This is a genomic window from Bacillus pfraonensis (assembly GCF_050768835.1).
Taxonomy (GTDB): Bacteria; Bacillota; Bacilli; order Bacillales; family Bacillaceae_G; genus Bacillus_A; species Bacillus_A pfraonensis.
The window spans coordinates 13,804-32,849 of the sequence record NZ_JAHCDO010000042.1 but is presented as its reverse complement, the minus strand read 5'-3'; the positions used below and the strand labels follow the sequence as shown (position 1 = coordinate 32,849).

19 protein-coding genes and 5 pseudogenes are annotated in these 19,046 nt (G+C 35.7%); 14 read left to right on the top strand and 10 right to left on the bottom strand.

Features of this window, described 5'->3' with window-relative positions; all coding sequences use genetic code 11:
- Nucleotides 1-173: 173 nt before the first annotated feature.
- From KFD70_RS26105 to KFD70_RS26090, 4 genes are all read right to left on the bottom strand, one after another.
- Entirely contained in the window at nt 174-2,240 is a 2,067-nt protein-coding gene (locus KFD70_RS26105) for a lanthionine synthetase LanC family protein (RefSeq protein WP_336454305.1), read from the bottom strand.
- 341 nt (nt 2,241-2,581) lie between these two features.
- Nucleotides 2,582-3,778, bottom strand: a complete 1,197-nt coding sequence (locus KFD70_RS26100) for a hypothetical protein (RefSeq protein ID WP_336454306.1) — start codon at nt 3,776-3,778, stop codon at nt 2,582-2,584.
- A gap of 2 nt (nt 3,779-3,780) precedes the next feature.
- On the bottom strand, nt 3,781-4,248 hold the full coding sequence (locus KFD70_RS26095; protein ID WP_336454307.1) for a hypothetical protein: 468 nt from the start codon (nt 4,246-4,248) through the stop codon (nt 3,781-3,783).
- Nucleotides 4,249-4,488: 240 nt separating this feature from the next.
- Nucleotides 4,489-4,974, bottom strand: a complete 486-nt coding sequence (locus KFD70_RS26090) for a hypothetical protein (RefSeq protein WP_336454308.1) — start codon at nt 4,972-4,974, stop codon at nt 4,489-4,491.
- Between the two features lie 356 nt (nt 4,975-5,330).
- Here KFD70_RS26090 and KFD70_RS26085 point away from each other — a divergent pair.
- The 3 genes and pseudogenes from KFD70_RS26085 to KFD70_RS26075 all read left to right on the top strand — a co-directional run.
- Nucleotides 5,331-6,015, top strand: a pseudogene (locus KFD70_RS26085) (transposase); the annotation flags it as partial.
- A gap of 126 nt (nt 6,016-6,141) precedes the next feature.
- Complete coding sequence (locus KFD70_RS26080) at nt 6,142-6,639, top strand: hypothetical protein (protein WP_336454309.1); 498 nt, start codon at nt 6,142-6,144, stop codon at nt 6,637-6,639.
- Nucleotides 6,640-6,773: 134 nt separating this feature from the next.
- Nucleotides 6,774-7,436, top strand: coding sequence for a hypothetical protein (locus KFD70_RS26075; RefSeq protein ID WP_336454310.1), 663 nt, complete (start codon nt 6,774-6,776; stop codon nt 7,434-7,436).
- 282 nt (nt 7,437-7,718) lie between these two features.
- Here the strand turns inward: KFD70_RS26075 and KFD70_RS26070 are convergent, their stop codons facing one another.
- On the bottom strand, nt 7,719-7,877 hold the full coding sequence (locus KFD70_RS26070; protein WP_336454311.1) for a hypothetical protein: 159 nt from the start codon (nt 7,875-7,877) through the stop codon (nt 7,719-7,721).
- A 121-nt stretch (nt 7,878-7,998) separates the two neighbouring features.
- The gene (locus tag KFD70_RS26065) at nt 7,999-8,373 is read right to left on the bottom strand and encodes a hypothetical protein (protein ID WP_336454312.1); all 375 of its coding nucleotides are present in this window, start codon (nt 8,371-8,373) and stop codon (nt 7,999-8,001) included.
- A gap of 163 nt (nt 8,374-8,536) precedes the next feature.
- Between KFD70_RS26065 and KFD70_RS26060 the strand changes: the two genes are divergently transcribed.
- The 4 genes from KFD70_RS26060 to KFD70_RS26045 all read left to right on the top strand — a co-directional run bounded on the left by KFD70_RS26060 (nt 8,537) and on the right by KFD70_RS26045 (nt 10,855).
- Nucleotides 8,537-8,833, top strand: coding sequence for a hypothetical protein (locus KFD70_RS26060; RefSeq protein ID WP_336454313.1), 297 nt, complete (start codon nt 8,537-8,539; stop codon nt 8,831-8,833).
- Nucleotide 8,834: 1 nt separating this feature from the next.
- Nucleotides 8,835-9,020, top strand: a complete 186-nt coding sequence (locus tag KFD70_RS26055) for a hypothetical protein (protein WP_336454314.1) — start codon at nt 8,835-8,837, stop codon at nt 9,018-9,020.
- 100 nt (nt 9,021-9,120) lie between these two features.
- The gene (locus tag KFD70_RS26050; RefSeq protein WP_336454315.1) at nt 9,121-10,302 is read left to right on the top strand and encodes an FtsK/SpoIIIE domain-containing protein; all 1,182 of its coding nucleotides are present in this window, start codon (nt 9,121-9,123) and stop codon (nt 10,300-10,302) included.
- Nucleotides 10,241-10,855, top strand: coding sequence for a replication-relaxation family protein (locus tag KFD70_RS26045; protein WP_336454316.1), 615 nt, complete (start codon nt 10,241-10,243; stop codon nt 10,853-10,855). The genes KFD70_RS26050 and KFD70_RS26045 overlap by 62 nt, the downstream gene beginning before the upstream one ends.
- Here KFD70_RS26045 and KFD70_RS26040 read toward each other — a convergent pair whose 3' ends face one another.
- The 3 genes and pseudogenes from KFD70_RS26040 to KFD70_RS26030 form a co-directional block, all read right to left on the bottom strand.
- Nucleotides 10,856-11,086, bottom strand: coding sequence for a helix-turn-helix domain-containing protein (locus KFD70_RS26040; protein WP_336454317.1), 231 nt, complete (start codon nt 11,084-11,086; stop codon nt 10,856-10,858).
- A 470-nt stretch (nt 11,087-11,556) separates the two neighbouring features.
- Nucleotides 11,557-12,561, bottom strand: a complete 1,005-nt coding sequence (locus KFD70_RS26035; RefSeq protein WP_336454318.1) for a DUF4046 domain-containing protein — start codon at nt 12,559-12,561, stop codon at nt 11,557-11,559.
- A 110-nt stretch (nt 12,562-12,671) separates the two neighbouring features.
- A pseudogene (locus tag KFD70_RS26030) lies at nt 12,672-12,966 on the bottom strand (hypothetical protein).
- A gap of 814 nt (nt 12,967-13,780) precedes the next feature.
- Between KFD70_RS26030 and KFD70_RS26025 the strand changes: the two are divergent.
- From KFD70_RS26025 to KFD70_RS26005, 5 genes and pseudogenes are all read left to right on the top strand, one after another.
- Nucleotides 13,781-13,918, top strand: a pseudogene (locus tag KFD70_RS26025) (IS6 family transposase); the annotation flags it as partial.
- 65 nt (nt 13,919-13,983) lie between these two features.
- Nucleotides 13,984-14,670, top strand: coding sequence for an IS6 family transposase (locus KFD70_RS26020; RefSeq protein ID WP_431613468.1), 687 nt, complete (start codon nt 13,984-13,986; stop codon nt 14,668-14,670).
- Nucleotides 14,671-14,864: 194 nt separating this feature from the next.
- The gene (locus KFD70_RS26015) at nt 14,865-15,485 is read left to right on the top strand and encodes a hypothetical protein (protein WP_221782980.1); all 621 of its coding nucleotides are present in this window, start codon (nt 14,865-14,867) and stop codon (nt 15,483-15,485) included.
- A 201-nt stretch (nt 15,486-15,686) separates the two neighbouring features.
- A complete protein-coding gene (locus tag KFD70_RS26010; protein WP_336454616.1) occupies nt 15,687-15,926 on the top strand; it encodes a hypothetical protein in 240 nt (79 codons plus the stop codon).
- A gap of 80 nt (nt 15,927-16,006) precedes the next feature.
- Nucleotides 16,007-16,378 carry a hypothetical protein gene (locus KFD70_RS26005; RefSeq protein WP_336454617.1) on the top strand — a complete coding sequence of 124 codons (372 nt, stop codon included), beginning with the start codon at nt 16,007-16,009 and terminating at the stop codon, nt 16,376-16,378.
- A 519-nt stretch (nt 16,379-16,897) separates the two neighbouring features.
- Here the strand turns inward: KFD70_RS26005 and KFD70_RS26000 are convergent.
- A pseudogene (locus KFD70_RS26000) lies at nt 16,898-17,184 on the bottom strand (tyrosine-type recombinase/integrase); the annotation flags it as partial.
- A 553-nt stretch (nt 17,185-17,737) separates the two neighbouring features.
- Here KFD70_RS26000 and KFD70_RS25995 point away from each other — a divergent pair.
- Complete coding sequence (locus KFD70_RS25995) at nt 17,738-18,676, top strand: alpha/beta hydrolase (protein WP_431613467.1); 939 nt, start codon at nt 17,738-17,740, stop codon at nt 18,674-18,676.
- Between the two features lie 107 nt (nt 18,677-18,783).
- A pseudogene (locus tag KFD70_RS25990) lies at nt 18,784-18,955 on the top strand (IS6 family transposase); the annotation flags it as partial.
- Nucleotides 18,956-19,046: the final 91 nt, after the last annotated feature.

The following is a 19,046-nucleotide window of genomic DNA, read 5'->3' as shown; positions in this document are numbered from 1 at the left end:
TATCGCTGAACTTTAAAAAGACGTAAGAGTCGAAAGAACGGAATATGGCTGTGAGAGAAAAAGCAAGAGATTTTATCCCTTGCTCAGGCTGAGGAAGGCATGAGAAACAAAAAAATTTGCAAAATGGCCAGATATTTCTGTGTTATGCCAACTCTTCAAGAAAACCTATTTGTTTAAGAATCCTCTCTTAGCGGACGGCACTCTAATTCGAAGAGAGGCATGCAAGCATACTCTGGATTAGACAGATCTGCAATAAGAAGAGCAATGCCTACATCTCCCCAGTAAAGACTATGGCTCCTCAACCAAGGTGATGACATATTAGATATAGCCATCTCACCTATTTTACGTGCTCGATCAAGCCATTTCTTATCCCTGGTATACTTATAAATGTTGAGTAAAGCGTAAGATTGTCCGGCAAGTCCACAACAAAGGTTACTACTATTTCCATCCGCCTCAGTCCATGTGTGCCATGCAGATCTTTCAGCCAATTCAAAAAGCCTAAAGTCGTCATATACCTCGTAAGCTAAAGACCACAAATGTGTATATCCTGCTGTTCCGTGACACCAGCCAGCCCAAACCGTGTTATCACACGGAGAACGTTTCCAACATACACCTTGTCCTTTTGTCTCTGCTAAATCGGCGAGTTGCCACAAACGTTTCTCAACTTCATATGTAGGCGAAATCTCTAATACATGACACCATTGTAAAGTAGCGTAAAGAATACCAGCCCATCCGTGTGCAATGCCCAGCCAAGACAGCTCCTTGCATTCTTGTATTGGAGCATATAACTTGATTTGGGACCAGATTTCTTCTACTATATTCTGACCTAATTCCAAAAGTAATGATCTATCAACCGATCCATCAGAAGGAATTGAGTTAATTAGGTTGGTACACCCAATTAATGTGCTTGACCTCCCTAAAGTTAAGTCAATGTTTTCACAAGTATGCTGGGATGTGGCAACAAAATGTTGAATTTCCTCTGATAATGAAGAAAAATCGCCCATTGCGTTATTTATCAGTCCTTGTACACAGTGTACACCATTAACTGTGTGGTATATTGATATCGGACCGATAGTCTTTTCTGTAAAATCTAATTCTTCGCTGTGGAACGCCGACTTCCGATCACACTCTCTCTTAGCCCGATTGGACCATAAATCAGCAACAGCTAGGAGTGCTGGATCGTTTCGAAGACATGCAATGCGGTAAAACATATAGGCAATTCCTGCTGAGCCAAAATTAACAGAAGAAGTTGGAGCGTAAGGTAATCCCTTAGAGATAAGAGTGCCAAGTGTACCATACTTTTGAAGTATTGCCTGCAATCTTTCTTCTCCTAAAATAGTAGGATTAGAAGGATTTTTTGAATTATGATTGGTTGAATTCACTTCCATTGAATCAAGTGCTACTCTTAACTGTTGAGCAAATACCGCTACCGAGGGAAAGCGTTCTTCGGGATTCTTACTAAGAGCCCTAGCAAGGGATTCTTCAACCTCGGGCCATGGTTCCATTCCACGATAGGTAAAGGGCAAAGGATTCTCTTCAGAAATCTGTCGAAACATCTCCATTTTTTCAAAGGAAAAATCTAGGTAGTGCCGTCCTGTAATAAGTAAATAAAGTAGTGCTCCTAGAGCATACTGTTCACTCATGATGGTAACGGTTTCTGGATCCTTGCCAAGTAGGTAAGTCTCTGCATACTCTGGTTCAAAATAAAATCCAATGCCAGCACGTTGAGGATCGTCGAAATGTTGTGGCTGTTTGTCCATCCAAGCTAAACCAAAATCAATAATTTTAATTCGACCAACTTCGTCAATTAGTAAGTTTCGAGGATGGACATCCGCATGAATTACACCTTGGGCATGTAGGGATGCATAGGCTTCTAATATCCTGCAGCAAATATCATGTAACTTAACATTTTTTTTACCAGTTGAAGATTTGCGTAATTCCTCAGCAACAATTGTTGCAATCTTTCCTGTGCACCATTCCATTACTAGATATCTTTTTCCCTGATACCGGCCCGTATGTCTGAGCTTTGGATTATAGATTCCATCCAATCTCTCAATGATGGCTGCTTCACGAATTAAGGCTTTGTTTGCCTGTTCATCACTCTTCTTTCGAGCTATCTTTAAAGCACAAAGTGTTCCGTTTTCTTCCTTTACTTGATAGACTTCGGTATCTTCAAGAACCTGTACACACTGTAATACTTCCCACTTAGCTACCCTTGTACCTGTGGTAAGAGTTGGCACAATGCGGCTAGCTTCCTCCGAATGAGCAGGAACTAAGATCCTTGACGCTCGTAGGTTTCGAAGAAGCGGAAAGGTATTGTTTAAGGTCTCTTCTGGGTCCAAACGACGCTTCAAGCTGTAATTTACTACAGCTTCCAAGATGCTATTTGGATTGCGGAATTCTTCTAAAAGGTCGGCAGCATCTGAATCTATAATCTTTACAGATGCACGTGAACGTGGACGACTGATAGCAAAATCATTCTCACTACAATCAGCACGGGAACAAAAATCGGAACCGAATTCTCTTACAGGCAGGATTAGGACATCTTTTGGCAGAATAAAAACATCGGTTGCTCCTATTTTTACCCCCTCCTTTCAAGTTCGTTCCAAATTGTAGGTTTTGGTACCCAAGATTTAATATCAACTCCTTCTAGAGCTAAGCGCTCTAGGGCAAACTGCCACGGTTCGATTTTATGCGAAGATTTCTTAGCCAAGATTAGTGCTACTGCTAGTCGGTCGGTTATCCATCTTCTCCAGCTCGGTCCCTGCCATGGAAGGAAATGTTCCTGTCGAGGAGGATCCATTCCCCAAGAGAGCAAACCGCTTGGATCAATAGTTGCTGTAAAGGGAACACCATGCGCGGATATTCCTTTCAACCGTTTTGCCAACCGTAAAGCGGCCTCACTCATTTCATCATAAGTTGTGAAATAAGCTACCATTTTATCAGGACGAAGGAGTCCATACACGTCGTTACCTATTTTAAAGCTAGGTGCCCGTACCTCTGTGAGGATTTCCAAAGTATCACTAAAAACATCTAATAAATGTTCACAACGAGGGCTTATATAGAGTTTGTAAGAGCTGCGAATAGGCACTGCACCTCTGAAGGACCAAGAAAGCCACTTTTTATTTGATGAAGTATTAATGCTTGCCCAGTGATGGTCCAAAATCGCTCGATTTTTACCTCCAAAATCTATACCAAAGTATTGTATGATTGCCTCTTCCGAAGAATAGAGCTGCTTCCAATGAGTTGTAACCGGTAGATGATTGTAGGAATAAAGACGTGATGATATTTTCAAACAGTCATCAAATTCAAGAGATTGTCCATATTTTAACGCTTCAATGGAAAGCCGACTTATAGCTCCATCTGGTTTAATCATTGGTTGATCTTCATAGATTACCTGGTACGCTTCAGAACCGGAGAGAAATTTTTCATTCGATTCAATCTCTAGAATACGATCTAGAACTAGCATAGCTACTACTTCATTAAATCGGGATCCATACATTATTTGTCCATATCTTGGTAGCTTCCCGGCTTTCTGAAAGGTAAAAAAAAGTAAAGCTGTTTCACGACACACAGACTTTATCCCCAAATCCCGGTTAGGTGATTGAAGCACGCCATAAAAATTAGGATCTTTTAATAAATCCGCAAGAGCCTTCTTTGCTTCTTGAGGAAGGTGATCAAAGAGAATTAACTTGTAATCTGGATTAGAACGAAATATAGCATCAGAAAGATCTCGTAAACGGAGAGAATTTCCTGATAACGACTCTATTTTAGCCATTTCTATATGTCACTTGATTTTTCTTTTGTAGCCTTGTACGATCGTAACTCATTAAGAGCTCCCTGTAACTTTTCCTCAAGTACTTCGATGCCCTCGCATGTGTCAGGAAGAATCTTATGTTCAAGATCTGGTGCTTCCACACGAGAAATAGCATATCGGAGAATTTCTCTAATTTCAGTTAGTTCACTGAAGTCAACCTTCTCTTCAGGGAATTTAGTGTCAGGATTGCTACATCCCCCCGGGCAGGATGAAAAGCCTGGGCGGCATTCAGAGATTTGACCTTCCTTTGGCAACACAGTAATCATTAAATCGTTTATTCGAAAAGACATTTGCTTTCCTCCTGTAATCATAGTCGATTCTGAAATCGTCTGATAAATAATAATGTACAAGATAAACAATATAGCAAGAACGAAGAAGCAATTAGTAAAGGCGAATTCTTCCTTCCTTAATCGTTTAATTCTTACTGCCATAATGTCACCCTGATTCTAAGTTCCCCACCATCGAGTAATTTTATTTATTCAGTTTATAAGCAGAGGGAGGGGTAAATGCCTACAGAACCTTGTATTTAGCCACTCGACAATATACGTCATCAAGCTAATAAGCCTGTCTTTCCTTTCTTTTTTCACGGTCGTTTTAAAATTTCTACTATTGAATATTCAATTGTTTTGAACTAAAAGTTCAAGTTTAGGGTGACTCAAATTTAAAGACAATTATGGTGATTTGGACTCCTTTAAGAAGAAATCTTCCAGCTTTTTCTGAAATTCATGTAGCTCAGGCCGAACTATCATCAATGTCGACACACGATAAGCGGCGTACTCAGCATAGATTTTGTCAAGTTTGACTGTTTCTGTCCACATTACAATGAATTGGTAAGCGCTGAGTGCATCAATATCTGCTGCACGACCAGTACTGTCGTTAGTTTGCATGAGAAATCGATTGAGTACGATATCTTGTTTGGTGTCTATATTTGCAATTACAGAGGGATGCCATTTTTTTGCATTCTGTAGAGACCAATGCGTATCGAAACACACTGTAATTGGCCTACCAGATGGTATAGATAAGTGGTATTTACCATCCATATCTGTGTATTTGTGGTCAATATACTGTAGGTTGTCATATACAGACACTTTGATATTATAAATTGGTTGCATATCATAGTCATGGACCTGCCCGGAGATTGAAATCTTTTCATGCATAAAGAAGCTCCTCTAATATATTTTGTACATGAATACTTTTATCTTTTTAGACGAAAAAAATTCATTATTTGATGAAAGGTGCAATCAATCAGTTCAGCGATAAAATTGTAATTTTTATTAATCGCAATTATTGTTTATTTGATTATTAGGATTAAATATATAATTTTTCAAGAGAAATGATAACTGAACTTTAAAAGGGGTACCACCCCACATCCATCAACTTAAGGATTTAGGATATTTTTGAAGTTAAAAGCGCGTTACTATTCTCTTATATTAATGAGAATAGTAACGTGTTTTTTATGAATATGTATCAAATACAAGAGTTTTCTTTATTTGCCGAAGAGTTATATTGATATATGTCCCCTGCTACACTTAATCAATTAGCTATAGAAGCTGGCGAAATGAAACGTAAGTGCCATGGGCACCATTTTTTAACTTTGTGTGTATGGTTAAATCAACAAATTGCTACTACCTCTTTTACTCAACTTTGTAGTCAATTAGAAACTTCAACAGGAATTTTATTAAGTCTTGATGACTTAACCGACGATTTAACTCGGCTTCTGTAGCCTTCTTTCGAACGTATTTACTATACTTCTACAAGCTAAAATTGGAGAATTTTCTGTTGTGAAAATTGAACTAGGAAAACGGAGTGATCAGGTGTATGGTGCGACTCGAACAGGTATGGCACAAAAGAATGAACTATATATTCATGACTTAGGATATTTTCGTTTACAAGACTTTAAGTCTATCCAAGATAAGCAAGAATATTATTTGTCACGTCTTAAGTTACCAACTAAAATGTATAGAAAAGAATTTGAAACAGTGGTATTTAAAACAAAACCCGCTCAATTGAAACCGGTATATATACAAATTCATTTGGAAGACATTATGAAACAATTACAACCTGGTCAAGTGTATGAATTACATAATGTATATGTAGGGAGTAAAGACAAACAATCTACTCGCATTGTGGTTTATAGATGTACGGAGAAGCAAACACAGAAACACTTACATGATCAAACGATTCGTGAAAAGAAAAAATGCAGGATATATCCGAATAATCGGATGTTTTTTTATTAGGGTAAACCAAATTATGTGTATAGAGAAGTGACTAAAGAGACATCCTATTATTGCAAGATATCTATTCAACTCTGAGGAGCGTGTATTATGACAGAGATATTTAATGACTCTCAATATCAAACAGTTTCAGGTCAAGGGCTTCAAGATAGTACGTTTGCAAGTGAAGTGAAATCAATCCCTTCTCCTATGCAAGCTACGGGATCAACTGAGGCCTTAGATCCTAGACAAGAGATACCAACAGAGGGGCGAATTCTGGGTGGCACCATCGTCAACTTCTCCTTTGATCACTTCGGCGGGACCAATAATCTGAAGCCCGGTCGCCCCGAAACACTGAGGGCGCGTGTAAATCGACCGGCGGGGGCAAATTGGACTTTTGTCGGGATAAACAGAATCAACTGCGGCTACATTAACGGGAATTTGGGTAATCCACAGATGGGTTTGCGTGAACGGCCGCTAGGACAAATGCAAGTCGATGTCCGGGCAGAGGGGGACGATATTGTCTGCACAATGCAGCTCACTGATAACAACGGGGACGACCCATGTGTAATGCGTGTCGGAGTCAATGTGCTGTTTTTTCAACCATAGAAGAGGATGAGAATTTTCCAATACGGTCGCAAGGGTTGAAAATCAAAGGAATTGACGGAGTCCCGTACAAGTAGCGAAGTATGTAGTTTCAGAGGGAACGGTAATAAATTGTTATTAGGAAAGGGAGCGACGACATGTCCGATTTTTTTACGATGATCACCAACTTCGGGAATTCACCATATGCCAATGCTCACCTCGAGGTAGGCCTGGACTCACAGGCGGCAAGCGCAGTAGACGTTACCTTCAACGTGTACAGTCAAAAGGGCGCTGAACTCGCTTCGTTCAGCGAACTCAAAAACGCGAACGGTTACGTATCTTCGTCTGCCGACCCGAATAATGACCTGTTCCGGCTGAGCAAGGGGCAGCCCGCACTAGTAAGGGCGCGAACGCCATTGGTCGCACAGACCGCCAGCGCCGTGCTGCAACAGAGTGGGCCTCAAAACCGACTCGTGTTTGCCGTACCTCCGGCGGTGAACTCCAGTGGAATACGGGTGGCGCAGGGAACAGTTTTCCCGCTCACAATCGGTTCAATCACCAAAGGTATACTGCTCATCGCCAATGTTTCGGACTCGGACGTTAACGTCGACGTCTTCACTGGAACTGCGGGGACTCTGGGAACAGGAAAGTACAACAATCCGACACTCACGAAATTCTCGATCTGGTCTGTCGACCTGCAAGCATCCGATCAGTTTTCGCACCTCGTCGTCATGTCCTCAGGCGATATCATTGTCCAGCTGGTGCTCGACGACGGTCAAGTCCATGCGGTGACCTGCCTTCCGAACTTTTATGAAAGATAACCCTTCAACACCGTTCGCATTTAGAACGGTTTTTCAGTTTGGGAATCCACGGGGATGGTTCGTTCGTTTACCTAAAAAATCTCTAGACGCACGTTTTTTCTCCTTGTACATTTTTTAGACATAGCTCTGTAATTGCAAATCTCATTGTACATGCTATAATATAGATACAAACTAAGGTATACTTCAGTCAATAAAGCCATACAATAAAAAAGAGAGCAACATGCTACCAACATGTGCTCCTCTTTGGACAACTGCTACCGTCAAGGTGGTGGCTATCATAACTTATTTTTTCTTACGAAATCCACCCTTTTTACGCTTCCGACGGCGAGATGATAGGGTGGATTTCTTTTGTTCTAAAATGTTTTTCTTAAAGAGGTGTGCAATCGTTTCACGAACGATCCCCTTTATAATTTCTTTTAGAAATTCAAAAAGTACTTTCATGGCTTTTCACCCCCTTTCTTTCCAAAATAGAAAGAAGGAGTGATAGCCTCCACCCTAACTTCACAATTATCTTTTCATATTATAGCATAGTAGTTTCGGTTTGAAGACTGTTCATCTCATCTTAATAAGAGTCGAGTATCGTATAATATCTTGTATAGTATCTATAAGAAATACTTTGGGTCTGATTCCCCTTTTCAAAAATTAAAGCATTTTGATATTCTAATTGCTCAACGAATGTCCAACCATCTTTCTCCAGCATTTCTATGAAAGGCTCCATTTTCCCCCGTTTTACTAAATAAAGAGAAACATCTGAATACCGATCTTCGTTTGGTTCTACCTCAATTATTTCCTTATTAAGAAAAATCATTTTTGACAATGCTATGGCTAACGGTATAGGATTTTCCTCCTGAAAAATAACTCTTCTTTTTTCAATAACGAATATAGCTAATAAGGTAAATATTAATAACGGAATGATGAATTTTTTTAATTTTAACAAATAATGTAACCTATTCCATATTTTTGCTTTTGTAACATAAATTCTTCATATATACATAACTGTCCTTTGTGAGTAGATATTTTATTTTTTGTACAAATTCAATAATATGGATAGCACTCATATGTATTAGTGTACCTAGAATTTTATATGGATGGTGAGACATATGAATCAATATCAAATGCTGTATAGTACACCGTATCTTTATTCCTCTCGAACCCTGAACGAAATGTATAAAAACACCAAAAATGAAGAAAGCATATGCGCTATACAAGAGCATATGCAAAGACACAATGTATATCTAGATTCACAGTACCGTGGCTACTATCATCTAAGTCGTAAAATTGAGGAATACCTAAATGATGACGAGTATCCATTAAGTTGGAATGAATTACTCGATGATTATCAGTTGTACAAAGATAATCAAGGGAACCTGTCTATTAAACTGAAAGGACGGAGTTAATATGACAATCATTGGAGAATTAGGGGTTGTTTATGGTGTTACTGGTATCTCAGTTTTAGGGATTAAATTTTTGAAAAAGAAAGGATTTTACCTTCCAGATTGGTTGCTACGTGCAGGTTTCAAATGCTTGCTTATCGGAAGTGTTTGGTACGTTCTAATGGATATGCTAGATGTGTTTCTACGCTAGTATCACATGTGGTAGTTGAAAAATAAGATAACAGTGCACCTATTAGATGTATTTTTTCCCTTCCATACAAGCTCAACTACCTTAAGGAGGTATGGAGGAAATGTTGTCACTTTTATTAATTCCAGCAACCTTTTTAACTGTAGCATATTTTTATAGAGGTAAAGAGATGAGTGATAAGAAAAAAATTACTACGTTTTTTGAAATTGCAAAGATATGTGTTCACCATAAAGGTGAATTACAATACCCTATTTTTATAAAAGAAATAGAAGATGATATAAGTATGAATTATGTTTACAAGTTACCGCTCGGCGTACCTAGTCAACTTATCAAAAAGTTAGCTGAAGTGTTAGAAGAAGGATTATATAAACCTGTTAAAATATCGTTTCATCAAAGAGAGCTTCATATTCGAGTATTTAAGCAACGAATACCTGAAATGTGGAATTGGTCTAAGGATCTGTTAAAAGAGCACACATGGAGAGTTATGATGGGGAAAGCATTAGATAAACACGTATATCATGATTTCGAGAAAACACCGCATATGTGTGTAAGTGGAATGACTCGTTTTGGGAAAACAGTATTTCTAAAAAATGTAGTGACGAGTTTAATTTTACAACAGCCTGAATATGTAAAGTTTTTTATTATCGACTTGAAAGAAGGACTTGAATTCAGTCCTTATAAGGATCTGTCCCAAGTAGAAGAAGTTTCCAAAAACCCAAAACAAGCATTAGAAATGTTAGTCAGAGTGCGTGAGATGATGGTAAAACGAATTGAAATGATGAAGACATCTTATTTTACGAATATCATAAATACATCCATCAAAGAGCGGCACTTCATTATTATTGATGAAGGAGCAAACCTTTGTCCGACACAAGGCTTACCTAAAAAACAACGTGACTTATTATTTATGTGTCAGGAGATGTTATCTGAAATTGCAAGGATTGGGGGAGGTTTAGGATTCCGGCTTATCTTTTGTACCCAGTATCCTACTTCTGATACGCTGCCAAGACAAATTAAACAAAATGCTGATGCTAAATTAGGATTTCGATTACCAACAGCAATTGCTTCACAAGTTGCGATAGATGAAAGTGGATTAGAAGACCTGCCTTCCCTTCCAGGAAGAGCATTATTTAAGACTGATCGCACAGAAGAAATTCAGGTACCTTATTTAAAGGATATGGACATGTGGGAATTACTGAAGCAATACAAGGTGGTGAAACAAAATGAGGCATCAAACACTCAAACAGAAAGCGAGACAAATCGAGATTTTATCCACTTTGAGTAAGTTAGATTTTGCAACGAGGAGACAATTGCAAGCCATTCACTGTTTAGGAAGTATTCGGAATGCAAATCGTGTATTAAAGGATCTGACGCCATATTGTCACATCACAAAAATAGCTCGTGAACATGTATATTATTTAAATAAAAAAGGACGTGATTTATTAGGAATCACAAGGATAGTAAAGAGAAATAGTCAATTACAGCACATATTAATGAGAAATGAAGCATGGATGTGGCTAGGGTTTCCAGAGTGGAAAACAGAACAAACAATAGAATTTTCAATCAGCGGTCAGCGATATCGAATTATTCCCGATGCAACTTATTTTGAGGATAAAGTCCCTCATTTCGTTGAAGTAGATCGGATGCAGCACATGAAAGCAAATGAGCATAAAATACAGTTATATGGCCATATAACAGATATCTATAAAAAACAGAAAGATATAGTTCCAGTAATTATTTTTTTTACATTATCAGACTATCGGCAATCTAAATTAGAGCAATATGCTATAAAACAAAATGTGTTTATGAGAACTTTTGTGATGAGTGATATTTTTTAATTAAAACCAAAAATCACTGTAATCAACATCTTTATTGGTAAGTTTCTTTAATGTGGAAATAATTATTTTACCGTTTTTAAATGAAGGATGAAAGGCATTACCTTTACACAAACGACTAATAGTTGCTTTACTTAATCCACTAGCCTCTGAAACTTCTTTTTGCGTTAGATGATGACGATCTAAAAACTTAGCGAATTTACTTCTCGGTTTTCCTAAATCAAACCAGTTCATATTATTCACCTCAATCAATCCATTTTTATAACTATCTTGTCCAAAAGTTCAAGTTTTTAAAACAACTTAAATAATTGGAATTTAGAACAACTTATTGCATAGAATAATATAAAGTAAATCTAAAAAAATATGTAATAATTTTGTGGAAAGTAGCATTCATAGTAATAGCTACAAGTTGCTGATACACTAGCCTAATGGCAACTTGTTGCAATAGGTATTCCTTTAAAATAAAAAGCCTAAATCCATTGATATACAAAGGATTTAGGCTTTATTTGATTTAGTAAGCAATGAAATGAAGTTTAATAAATTAAGAGTTGATAGCTTGTTGGCTTGTAGAAATATGACAGAATTAATAATTTCACGTACTTTAATGAAAGTATAATATTAAATATTCAAAACCAAAATCATATAGAAGAGCAAAAAAGCTCCAATTCATGCACTATATAGGATGGAAGAATTCTACATTAAACTTATTTCATCGGTTGTAAGAAAACCAACATCTCTTTTGAATACCGATTTGGATATAATGTATTTAGCATTTTATAAGCATTGTTATTCCAAAATTTCACTAAAGGTGTTCTTAAACCCATTTGTTTTAACCAATCATAATTGTAAACTTCTTTCAACTCTTGATCTGATAATTTTTCTTTTTCTTCTATTGTCCAACGCAATGCTTCCAGGGCGTTTTCTTGTGTCCAATATCCATTAGGAGTTTTACTAAATTCCCATGGTTTAAACTTTTCTGGATACAAATCATTTAGCATTGTAAAAGGTTGTGTATGCCAGAATTCTTTTAATGGTGTAGCTAAATTGTGTTTTTTTAACCACTTTATTTCATAGACTTGTTTTAGGTGTTCATCAGTTAACTGTTCCTTTACTTCGATAGTCCATTTTAATAGGTCTAAAGCAGTTTCTTTTGTCCAAAAACCTCTAGGCGTTTTTCTCATTTGCCATGCTTTAAACTTACCAGGATATAAGGCATCCAACATATGAAAGGGGCTTTCATTCCAAAAAACTTTTAAAGGAGTTCCGAGTTTATGATGTCGTAACCAACTTTTATCATATATTGTAATTAACTCCTCATCTGATAATTGCTCTTTTACCTCAATAGTCCATTTTAGCGCTTCTAAGGAATTTTCTGCTGTCCAGTATCCATTAGGCGCCACTCTAAGTTGCCATTCTTTAAAACGATCTGGATATGCATCATGCAAGATGCGATTTAAGTTTCCATTATAGACAATACTAAACATGCCACTCAATTTATATTTAACAATTAAATCTGTAGTCCAGCCATTAATAATCTGTTCAGTGTTCCAATCTAAAACTACTTCAAGTAAATATCTAGTAATACGTTTTGCTAATTCCCTATCTACATCTTCACTCCAAGTGTATTGAGGGAAATTTCTACGTTTACCATCTAATATTTCTTGGTAAATGTCTTCGATTCTAATTGCTGTGTTGGAATTTGTGTTCAATCTTCTCTCCCTTTCTTTTTTTCTGAATTGTATAACTTTAATTTTATCCTAGCGGTAGTCTTTTTTAAATAAGACGTAAAGAAAGTAAATAGTGAAGAGTCCTGTTAATATCAACAGGGTTCTATTTCAATTGTCTCATTACAAATTTTTGCGATATACTTTATAAACTCAATTATTGGATATGCTACCAACGAAGGATGTTGAGTAAATTGTATGCCTTCCCTTTGCATCAGAGTAATAAGTTGTTCTATATTCATTTCTTTTCGTTTAACTTTGTTATAATTTTTGAATACGATATTTTTCCACTGAAAGGAAGAACACTGAAAATAACTTTGACCCTTAATTGTACGATTGAAATTTTTCCAATTTTCCCCTTTGTTGCTTCTTTTTTAGGTAATTGTCCATGAAGTACACACTCTCTTTAATTATCAGTTATGCATAATTTTCTTCCATATTTGCTATAACCAGTTTCTAAAGTTAAAATCCACTCACGTAAATCTTCCCAAGTGAATCCCAGTTCAGATAAAAGGTCAGGGAATAAATCAAAATCATCACGCCAGTCAAACATATTATTGAGGGCATTTTCTATGTGCCCGAATGAATACAAGGGGCCATTTTTCTGGTTCTATTGCAAAGTTGAAAAATAACCCGAAATAATGAGTATACTATACATGTTCTTGTATATTTTATAATGTTTATTCGGAACAATTGTATTTTCATTCTATATTTTTGGGGGCGTTTAAAACTTTGCAACAGACCCCCTAATCGCTCTCCTTGCTGGATGTTGATAGAAGCGTTCCAGTCCTTGTCTGCAAAAAAAATGCACTCACATTAGAGTGAGTGCTCTGAAAAAGGTTGAGACTCCTCCATGGGAGTACAGTCTTTATTAGGAGAGTTTCTACTAGAAACGTATCTTTAATTTATAATGAATACTACAAAATCTAATCAAAAAGTACATGATTTTACAAAAAAATATTAAGTAAGGGTCGCGCCCCATAGCCATCAGCCTAACGAAATTAAATGCCCAAAACAAGAACTTTACTTTTATACAGTTATTTATGAGAATTTAGCTCAAAAAAACAGGTTCTGGTGCAAAAACTTCAGGGAAATTGCAAATAATCTCTAAATCTTGGACATACTGATACTATTATTCTAAAAAAGGTGTGTGATCGGTATGAAAAAGGAAAATTTGTTCAAATAGAAGCGTTATCAACCTGATATTATCTTATTAACGGTAAGATGGTACCTACGGTACAACCTAAGTTTTCGTGATTTGGTGGAAATGATGGAGGAACGAGGTTTGTCTATTGCTCACACCACTATTATGCGCTGGGTGCATCAATATGGACCTGAATTGGTTCTGTTGCAAAGATTTCTAAACTGAGATAACCTGTAGAAAAAGTGTGAGCAGGAGAATGATATATGGGGTATTTTAAAGGAAAACAGTTTAAAAAGGATATTATTTTGGTAGCCGTGGGCTACTATTGTCGTTTTTCTTTAAGCTATCGTGATGTATCTGAAATCTTGAAAGAACGTGGTGTTTCGGTTCACCCAACAACCATCATGCGCTGGGTTCATGAATATGGAAATCTTATCCATCAAATTTGGAAGAAGAAAAATAAAAACGTTCAATCATCTTGGAAACTAGATGAAACCTATATAAAAGTCAAAGGAAAATGGTGTTATTTATATCGTGCAATTGATAAAGACGGGCACACATTGGATATTCAACTTCGTAAAAAACGGAATCATCAGTCTGCCTATGCTTTTATGAAAAGGTTGGTCAAAACGTTTGGAGAACCAGCGGTTCTCACTACAGACAAAGCACCAGTATTACTTTGTGCATTTAACAAATTAAGAGAACAAGGCTTTTATATACATACAACTCATTGTACAATCAAGCATTTGAATAATCTCATTGAACAGGACCATAGGCATGTGAAGCGACGTTTTTCCAAATCCGCAGGATTTCAAAATCTTCGTCACGCTTCCCGTACCTTGAAAGGCATCGAAACCATTCATGCTTTATATAAACGAAACCGAAGTCTTGGCTCAGACTTCGGTTTTTCGACATACAATGAATTACAGGAGCTACTAACAATCGCATAAAATGTACAACTTTTTGTTGGCACCACTTAACCTTAACAAAACTTTGCAACAGAGCCGTATAGAGTATGCATTCAATCCTTTCGGATCTTCTTTAACTAAAGGGCCAAATTCTGGAATAACGTATTGTGAAAATGATATTGTTTTGAAATAATTGGAATTATTAATAGTAGTACAACGGAATAGGAGAAGATTTTTTGGAAAAGAGTCATGAAAATAGAATAGATTGGAAAAGATTTATTATTTTTACACTCATCTTAGGTTTAGTTGTTGCTTATTTATCTGTTGTTTCTGATAATCTACCATATTTAGGTGATGGTGTAACAGTTATTAAATTCTTTATATCCTATCTTGCAGTAATGATTAATTCCTTACCGATGTGGTTTATATATGCCATGCTTATTGGGTATTTATTTGCTAAAGACATTAAAGGTGCTGCATTACTTGGTACCATTTATACATTAACTGCAATTTCGTTTTATTTCGTGATTAGCAATTTTTATACAGATGTACAAATACAATTATCATTTAAAGAAATGGTAATTATATTTGTATCTTGGTACGGAGGATCAACTGTCGGTGGTATCTTTGGTGGAATTGTTGGATTTTTATTAAAAAAAACACCGTATGTATTACTCATTTTACTTTCAGGCCTAATATTGCAGTTATTTGTAAATGGTACAAGAAGCTGGGGGGATATGGTTGGCATAGCACAAAATGTTACTTTTATCTTAATGATATTAAGCATTTTTGTTTATTTAACTCTTGTAAAGAGATTAAAAAAGAAAAAAATAAACTGCGGACATTCTGCCATTTAACCTTTGGATTTCAAAATAGTGATATTCAAGAATTGGGCGCGATTGTTCAATAAGCAGCACAAAAGGATCTTCAATCGAAGATCCTTTTTCAGTACCGATAATGATGCGTTATGTGAACCCGTCATGTATGGAATATACATCCAAATTTTATAACAAATTGCTTATTTTGGATGATACAATAAAGAAAAAGGAGAAGTGAATATGAAAAGTATTATTCAAACAGGTTTGTTAGTTCTTATTTTAGGTATGACATTATTTATACCTATGTATTATTTGGATGGAAGGATAGATGTGATTGAAACTTTGATTTTACTTCCAATTGCATTGATAAGTGGTTTTTACTTAATTACTCCATTGTTGTTGAAAGTTGAAAAGATAAATGCAATTGATGATAAGTTTGAGTCTATTTTAGAATTGGATTTTAAAAACAATAAGAGATAAGTCATATGCATTATATAGATGTACCCTTCTAGGAACAAGGAGGGGTTTGCTGTTTTTCTAAATTAAAGGGGGAAATAGATATGATCAAGGAAATCATTAATCAACGAAATGTAGAATGTATCGGAGGTTTTATTGCTCAATACGCAGATGCAATTATGGCTCATGTTAATCCTGGCAAACTGCATCAAAATAATATCGTTATTATAATTAAAAATGATAAAACAATATGGGCAACAAAAGTAATTCAACAAGACAAAAATCAAAATAATATAAATTGGATAGAAATCACTAGAGAGAATATAAAAAAGAAAACAAGTCCAATTACAAGAAAGACATGTTATTTTGAAATCAAAAAGGGTGATTTATTTGGAACTTATGTGATTTCAGAGGATTTGATTTTAAATGAACAATTTGGTGACGATAAATCCTATCTTGATTTTATAGTAGGGTAATAGGTGTTATTTTCAATTAAAACGACAGTTATCTGTCGTGTTTTAGATTACAGGAATGTATGAAATTTCGTATAAAGAATAGATCATGCACAAAGTGTTTATATCATGGGGGATTTCGGATATAAAGTACTTCTGATAACGACAATTATGTAAATACGAAACCCCTTCAGCAAGTAAACTGAAGGGGTTTTTTCTAGATAGATTAACTACTGATAAGGAAGTTTATGTTAACTGACAGGATATAGAATATATAATTGAGTGATAATACATAATAAAATAAATACAGAGGCTACAATTGACCAAATGCTATCATTACGATTCTTTTTCCAATCATTTATAGATGTATATATTGTTAGAGTAAAGAGAATCAGTGAGAATATCAAAAGATGAATTAGTGAAATCCTAACTATAAGCCAAAAAATAATGGAAAGTATGAAAAATAAAATTAAAGTAATAAGTATCTTTTTTCTTTTTTTCATATATGTATACTCCTTAATAAATTATAAATATATTTGTTAATTAAATTTGAAATGTATCAAGAATATTATCTTTTTCTTCTTTATTGATTCCAATATATTTGAGTGTAACTTGTGGTGTGCTGTGATTCAATATTTCTTGCAACATAGCGACATCTTTTGTTTATAGAACCAATAACCAAAAGTTTTACGCATAGTGTGGGTTCCAATGGATTCTACACCGGCAAAATCTCCGGCTTTTTGCAGTTGTTGATAAGCCTGGATTTTACTAATGGGTTGATTTCCTTTTCGAGAAGGAAATAACCAAGTATTTTCTAAGGTTTGGGCATAGGGGTTCTGTTGCAAAGTTGAAAAATAACCCAAAATAATGAGTATACGATACATGTTCTTGTATATTTTATAATGTTTATTCGGAACAATTGTATTTTCATTCTATATTTTGGGGGCGTTTAAAACTTTGCAACAGACCCGAAGCGTTCCAGTCCTTGTCTGCCAAAAAAATGCACTCACATTAGAGTGAGTGCTCTGAAAAAGGTTGAGACTCCTCCATGGGAGTACAGTCTTTATAAGGAGAGTTTCTAATAGAAACGTATCTTTAATTTATAATGAATACTATAAAATCTAATCAAAAAGTACATGATTTTACAAAAAAATATTAAGTAAGGGTCGCGCCCCATAGCCATCAGCCTAACGAAATTAAATGCCCAAAACAAGAACTTTACTTTTATACAGTTATTTATGAGAATTTAGCTCAAAAAAACAGGTTCTGGTGCAAAAATCATTTGATAGAAAGGGAAAAAGTCAGATTCCTTATGAGAGTAGGGAACCGCCTTGTCTTCGCTACTGATAATGTTACGTTATGTTAACCTCACATGAATAGGATATGCAAAAAGAAACTGCAATTTATATATATCTAGTCTTTATGTATGGTAAAATTTTCTACAAAAAGGAGTTGTCATTAATGCTCGAATATGACCGTAACCTCGCTTTAGACTTTCAAGAAGTTTCATCTGTTGTTTATGACAGCCATACAGTTAAAGACATAAATTATTTAAGTCCATGTGGCGGGACAGTTCCTGCTTATTTAGTGGTTCCAAAAACAAGTACTCCTTCACCAGCAGTTATCTTTATGCATCCAGGACAAGGTAATAGAAAAACCTTTTTACCAGAAGCTGAGAAATTAGCTTTAAATAGTGTCTTTTCTCTTTTAATTGATGCACCTTTTGTGCGTGGTACAGCTCCAAAAACCCCTTCTACAGAGCGAGAATTGCATTACATGGTAGAAGCAATGACTGATATTCAAAAATATATTCAAACAATACTCGACATTAGAAGAGGAATAGATTTGCTATCTACTTTTAATAATGTTGATTCAAAACAAATTGCGTATATTGGGCATAGCTTAGGTGCTACTTGGGGAGGTGTCCTTGCAGGAGTTGAAAAACGTATTAAAGCATATATTTTGATGGCAGGTTTCTCAAGTGTATCTATGTGGCATAAAACAAGTGACCACCCTCTAGCAGTATTAATTCGAAATATGTTATCAGAAGAAAAATTCCATTCATTTATTTCAGCACTCGAACCCTTAGATGCTATTCACTACATAGACAAAGCGGTACCAGCATCTTTATTCTTTCAATTTGCTTATAATGACGAATTTGTATCAAGAGATCAAGCGAATAGTTTTTATACAAATGCAAATCTACCTAAAGAAATTATCTGGTACGAGACAGATCATCTCTTTACAGCATGTGATACCGCTTCTGAAGATAGGATCAAATGGCTTTTCAAAAATTTAGGTTTAAAACTAAATAAACAATAATTTTTACTTACTATACCGAAAATTATGTAAATGAGCTGTCCATATAGGCAGCTTATTATATTTTTTGCTTAGCGTGGTTTTTTTCCGTTTTGCGGTCTGTACCCCTACATGTAAAACGACGTTTTACCAAATCTGCAGGATTTCAAAGTCTTCATTATGCTTCACGTACCTTGAAAGAAATTGAAACCACTCATCCCCTATAAACAAAGGCGAAGTCTTCAAACAGACCCCGCCTTTTCAGTGTATTATGAATTAGAGAAATTATTAGTAGCCGCATAATATTTCCTCATACATGCAGGCTTTTGTTTATCATTTGAAAGGCTTTGCAACAGAATCGGATATGTCCTCTTAAACATTCTACATGTAAAAG

Excerpts from the sequence above, each read along its gene's own strand:
- KFD70_RS26100 (WP_336454306.1), bottom strand. The coding sequence starts at position 3,778 with ATGGCTAAAATAGAGTCGTTATCAGGAAATTCTCTCCGTTTACGAGAT.
- KFD70_RS26095 (WP_336454307.1), bottom strand. The coding sequence starts at position 4,248 with ATGGCAGTAAGAATTAAACGATTAAGGAAGGAAGAATTCGCCTTTACT.
- KFD70_RS26090 (WP_336454308.1), bottom strand. The coding sequence starts at position 4,974 with ATGCATGAAAAGATTTCAATCTCCGGGCAGGTCCATGACTATGATATG.
- KFD70_RS26080 (WP_336454309.1), top strand. The coding sequence starts at position 6,142 with ATGACAGAGATATTTAATGACTCTCAATATCAAACAGTTTCAGGTCAA.
- KFD70_RS26075 (WP_336454310.1), top strand. The coding sequence starts at position 6,774 with ATGTCCGATTTTTTTACGATGATCACCAACTTCGGGAATTCACCATAT.
- KFD70_RS26070 (WP_336454311.1), bottom strand. The coding sequence starts at position 7,877 with ATGAAAGTACTTTTTGAATTTCTAAAAGAAATTATAAAGGGGATCGTT.
- KFD70_RS26060 (WP_336454313.1), top strand. The coding sequence starts at position 8,537 with ATGAATCAATATCAAATGCTGTATAGTACACCGTATCTTTATTCCTCT.
- KFD70_RS26055 (WP_336454314.1), top strand. The coding sequence starts at position 8,835 with ATGACAATCATTGGAGAATTAGGGGTTGTTTATGGTGTTACTGGTATC.
- KFD70_RS26050 (WP_336454315.1), top strand. The coding sequence starts at position 9,121 with ATGTTGTCACTTTTATTAATTCCAGCAACCTTTTTAACTGTAGCATAT.
- KFD70_RS26045 (WP_336454316.1), top strand. The coding sequence starts at position 10,241 with ATGAGGCATCAAACACTCAAACAGAAAGCGAGACAAATCGAGATTTTA.
- KFD70_RS26040 (WP_336454317.1), bottom strand. The coding sequence starts at position 11,086 with ATGAACTGGTTTGATTTAGGAAAACCGAGAAGTAAATTCGCTAAGTTT.
- KFD70_RS26020 (WP_431613468.1), top strand. The coding sequence starts at position 13,984 with ATGGGGTATTTTAAAGGAAAACAGTTTAAAAAGGATATTATTTTGGTA.
- KFD70_RS26010 (WP_336454616.1), top strand. The coding sequence starts at position 15,687 with ATGAAAAGTATTATTCAAACAGGTTTGTTAGTTCTTATTTTAGGTATG.
- KFD70_RS26005 (WP_336454617.1), top strand. The coding sequence starts at position 16,007 with ATGATCAAGGAAATCATTAATCAACGAAATGTAGAATGTATCGGAGGT.
- KFD70_RS25995 (WP_431613467.1), top strand. The coding sequence starts at position 17,738 with ATGCAAAAAGAAACTGCAATTTATATATATCTAGTCTTTATGTATGGT.